Below are 3,825 nucleotides of genomic sequence, written 5' to 3'. Positions count from 1 at the left end.
CGCCGGGCCAGACCCCAGCGCAAACCCCTCCTGCTGGTGCAGCCGAAGCGCCGCCGCCATCACGCGGCGGTGGTGGTGGCCGGGGTGGCGGCTTTGGTGGCGGCGGCCGCGGCGGCTTCCTCGATGGCCGGGTGCAGCTGGCGCTGTTCCACACCTGGACCTTCCGCAACGAGATCGGCATTGGCCCCGGCCTGCCGGTGCTCGACCTGTTGAACGGCTCGGCGATCGGCTCGTCTGGCGGGGCGCCGCGTCACCAGGTGGAGATGCGCGCCGGCGCCGGACGGCGCGGGCTTGGCGCCCGGCTCAGCGTCAACTGGCAATCGCAGACCAGTGTGCTGGTCGATCCGTCGGGGGCCACCCAGTCGCCGGACGACTTGTTCTTCTCGCCGCGTCTCACGGCTAACCTCAGGCTGTTCGTCGATCTTGGCCAGCGCCCGGAGGTGGTGACGAAATTGCCCTTCCTGCGCGGCAGCCGCATCAGCCTGGGCGTGGACAATCTGTTCAACGACCGCATCAACGTGCGCAACCGGCTGGGCGAGGAACCACTCGGCTTCCAGCGCGACCAGCTCGATCCGCTGGGCCGCACCGTCACGCTCAGCCTCAGGAAACTGTTCTTCTAGGTCAAGGCCTTCACGACACCCGCGCCGTCACCCGCTCCTGCCAGGCCTTGAGCGCCGCAGCATCGTCGGGCACTGGCAGCCCGATCCAGCCGGCGAAGTCTACGATGGTCAAGAGGCTGATGTCCGCCAGGGTGAAGCGGTCGCCGGCGAGGAAATCCTGGCCGGCCAGCTGCGCATCGAACCAGGCCATGGCGCCGAGCGCCTGGCCACGCGCCTGCTCGGCCAGCGCCGGGATCTGGTTGACCAGTCGCGCGGTGAGCTTGTGGCCGTGCTGCCAGAACAGGCTGACCGGCGTGCCCAGCGCGGTCTCGGCGCGGCGAATCCACATGTCGGTCTCGGCCTGTTCATAGGGCGTGGTGCCGATCAGCGGCGGATCGGGGTGCAGCGCATCGAGATAGCGGCAGATGCTCACCGTCTCGGCGATCACGCGGCCATCGTCCAGCTCAAGGAATGGCACCTGCCCGCGCGGGTTCTTCGCCAGCACCTCGGCTGCCTTGTGCTCGCGCTGGACCAGCGAGATCATGCGCTCCTCGATGTGAAGGCCCTTGGCCTTCAGGAACAATCGCACCCGGCGCGGGTTGGGGGCAGGATCAGGTGCGGACCACAGCAGCATTGGCAAAACCTCCGATGCGCCATGCTGGCCCGGTTTACGCCGCCATACCAGCCCGATCTTGGCGGCCGCCGGTTGACCGCTGCCGCCCGAAACGGCAAGGCAGGCCCAGCGTCGGGGAGTGGCGCAGTCTGGTAGCGCATCTGCTTTGGGAGCAGAGGGCCGCAGGTTCGAATCCTGTCTCCCCGACCATCCGGGCCAGCTGGCCAGTATTACGAATGCCGATATACGTAATATTGCCCTTGCCGGTTTGGCGGCCGGCCTGTCTGGTGCCGCGGCGTCAAGTCGGGGACCGGATGTGAGCAGGATCATCAACAGGCTGTGCAGGTTTCTGGGCGTTGCCGCGCTCGTGCTGGCTGCCGGCTGCAGCAGCGAGGCGCCGCCGGCAAAGCGCAAGGATTTCAGCATCGGCTGGTCGATCTACGCGGGCTGGATGCCGTGGCCCTATGCCCAGCAGGCCGGCATCGTGAAGAAATGGGCCGACAAATATGGCCTCACCATCAAGATCGTGCAGGTCAACGACTATGCCGAATCGGTGAACCAGTTCACCGCCGGCAAGCTCGATGGCGTCACCGTTGCCAACATGGATGCGCTCACCATCCCGGCCGCCGCCGGCAAGGACACGAGCGCCATCATCATCGGCGATTATTCCAACGGCAATGATGGCCTGGTTGCCAAGAACGTGGCCAGCATCGCTGAGCTGAAGGGCAAGCCGATCAATCTGGTCGAGCTGTCGGTCTCCCACTATCTGCTCGGCCGCGCGCTCGAGAAGCAGGGCATGGCCCTGAAGGACGTGCGCACCGTCAATACCGCCGATGCCGACATCGTCGCCGCCTTTGGCAGCCCCGACGTGACGGCCGCCGTGACCTGGAATCCGCAGCTGTCCGCGATCACCGCCCAGCCGGGCGCGAAACTGCTGTTCAGCTCTGCCGATGTGCCGGGCGAGATCATCGATCTGCTGGTGGTGGACACTGCCACGCTGAAGGCCAACCCCGATCTGGGCAAGGCGCTGGCCGGCATCTGGTATGAAACCATGGCGCTGATGGTGCGGCAGGACGCGGCCGGCAAGGCGGCCCGTGCTGCCATGGCGCAGCTGGCCGGCACCACGCCTGACGTCTTCGACCGCCAGCTGGCCACCACCTTCCTCTATGCCGATCCCAAGGCCGCGGTGGCCGCCGCCGCCAGCCCAGATCTGGTCACCACCATGACGCGGGTGCGCGATTTCTCCTTCTCGCGCGGGCTGTTCAAGGGCGCCGCCTCGGCCGACGCGGTGGGGATGAGCTTCCCCGGCGGCAAGACGCTGGGCGATCCGGCGCGGGTCACGCTGCGCTTTGACGACCGCTACATGACGCTGGCCGCGCAAGGGGGCCTGTGAACCGATGGCCTGTGTCGCGATGGGCTGCAGCCGGGGTGGATCGACTTGCGCTGGGTGAGCCGCCGCATCAGCCGCCGGCAGCAGGTGATGCTGGGCGCCATCCCGGTGGTGGCGCTGCTGCTCACCTATGTGATCGCGGCGGCCATCCGCCATGCCGCCAACCCGGCGGATCGCATCCTGCCGTTGCCGGGCGCCATGGCATCGGCACTGTGGGCGCTGGCCGCCCAGCCCGATCCCCTGTCCGGCAACTTCCTGTTCTGGGCCGACACGCTGGCCAGCCTGCAGCGGCTGGGGCTGGGGCTGGGCATTGCCATGCTGATGGCGCTCCTCGTTGGCCTGCTGCTGGGGGCGCTGCCGCCGGTCAGGGCCACGCTGGGGCCGCTGGTGGTGGGCATCGCGGTGATCCCGCCGGTGGCGCTGCTCCCGATCCTGTTCATCGTGCTGGGCCTGGGCGAAACTGCCAAGGTGGCGCTGATCATCATCGGGGTGGCGCCGGTGATGATCCGCGATCTGGCCGGGCACGTGTCGGCCTTGCCGGCCGAACAGATCATCAAGGCGCAGACGCTGGGCGCGAGCAGCTGGCAGATCATCCTGCGCGTGGCGCTGCCGCAGGCGATGCCGCGCCTGCTGCAGGCCACGCGACTCGCCCTCGGCCCGGCCTTCGTGTTCCTGATCTCGGCCGAAGCGATCGCGTCGGATGTCGGGCTCGGCTATCGCATCTTCCTGGTGCGGCGCTATCTGCAGATGGACGTCATCATCCCCTATGTCGCGTGGATCGCGCTCGTCGCCATCCTGCTCGACATGGCCCTGCTCGCCGCCGAACGTCGGCTGTTCCCGTGGGCGGCGCGGGGCTGATGCTCCGCCTGTCCAACATCTGGGTGGAATATGGCGACAGGATCGTCCTCGAACGGCTGAGCCTTGATATCGAGGCCGGTTCCTTCGTTTCGATCATCGGCCCGTCGGGCGCCGGCAAGACCAGCCTGCTGCGGCTGGTGCTGGGCGAGGAGAGCCCGACACGGGGCACCATCACGCTCGATGGCAAGCCGCTCGCCGCCGAATGTGGCCCGGATCGCGGCGTGGTGTTCCAGCGCTATTCGGTGTTCCCGCACTTGACCGCGCTGGGCAACGTGATGCTGGCGCGCGAACTGGCCGGCAGCCCGCTCCTGGCCCGGCTGTTCGGCGCCCGCCGCCGCGCCGCGCGAGACGAGGCCGAGGCCATG

Annotated in this window: 4 protein-coding genes, 1 tRNA gene and 1 pseudogene; 5 read left to right on the top strand and 1 reads right to left on the bottom strand. The window is 68.2% G+C overall.

Annotation, left to right across the window (positions count from 1 at the left end; translation table 11 throughout):
* Positions 1-620, top strand: a pseudogene (locus GJV64_RS12345) (TonB-dependent receptor); the annotation flags it as partial.
* Positions 621-630: 10 nt separating this feature from the next.
* On the opposite strand, the gene GJV64_RS12340 reads toward GJV64_RS12345, so the two are convergent.
* Positions 631-1,233 (bottom strand): glutathione S-transferase family protein, encoded by a 603-nt coding sequence (locus tag GJV64_RS12340; protein WP_164157538.1) that lies wholly within the window; start codon positions 1,231-1,233, stop codon positions 631-633.
* 112 nt (positions 1,234-1,345) lie between these two features.
* On the opposite strand from GJV64_RS12340, the gene GJV64_RS12335 reads away from it, so the two are divergent.
* The 4 genes from GJV64_RS12335 to GJV64_RS12320 form a co-directional block, all read left to right on the top strand.
* A tRNA-Pro gene (locus GJV64_RS12335) sits at positions 1,346-1,422 on the top strand.
* A gap of 106 nt (positions 1,423-1,528) precedes the next feature.
* Entirely contained in the window at positions 1,529-2,605 is a 1,077-nt protein-coding gene (locus tag GJV64_RS12330) for a putative urea ABC transporter substrate-binding protein (protein WP_164157535.1), read from the top strand.
* A 45-nt stretch (positions 2,606-2,650) separates the two neighbouring features.
* Positions 2,651-3,460 (top strand): ABC transporter permease, encoded by an 810-nt coding sequence (locus tag GJV64_RS12325; protein ID WP_164157534.1) that lies wholly within the window; start codon positions 2,651-2,653, stop codon positions 3,458-3,460.
* Positions 3,460-3,825, top strand: a 366-nt coding sequence (locus GJV64_RS12320) for an ATP-binding cassette domain-containing protein (RefSeq protein ID WP_164157532.1), incomplete at its 3' end; no start/stop codon positions are given. The genes GJV64_RS12325 and GJV64_RS12320, both read left to right, overlap by 1 nt.

It is taken from the genome of Sandarakinorhabdus rubra (genome assembly GCF_010994245.1).
In the GTDB taxonomy this organism is placed as follows: Bacteria; Pseudomonadota; Alphaproteobacteria; order Sphingomonadales; family Sphingomonadaceae; genus Sandarakinorhabdus; species Sandarakinorhabdus rubra.
Note: the sequence above shows the minus strand (reverse complement) of the source record. Positions and strands in the feature narration are given on the sequence as shown.

Bases quoted from the DNA above. Each gene is read 5' to 3' on its own strand.
- GJV64_RS12340 (WP_164157538.1), bottom strand. From the start codon at position 1,233: ATGCTGCTGTGGTCCGCACCTGATCCTGCCCCCAACCCGCGCCGGGTG.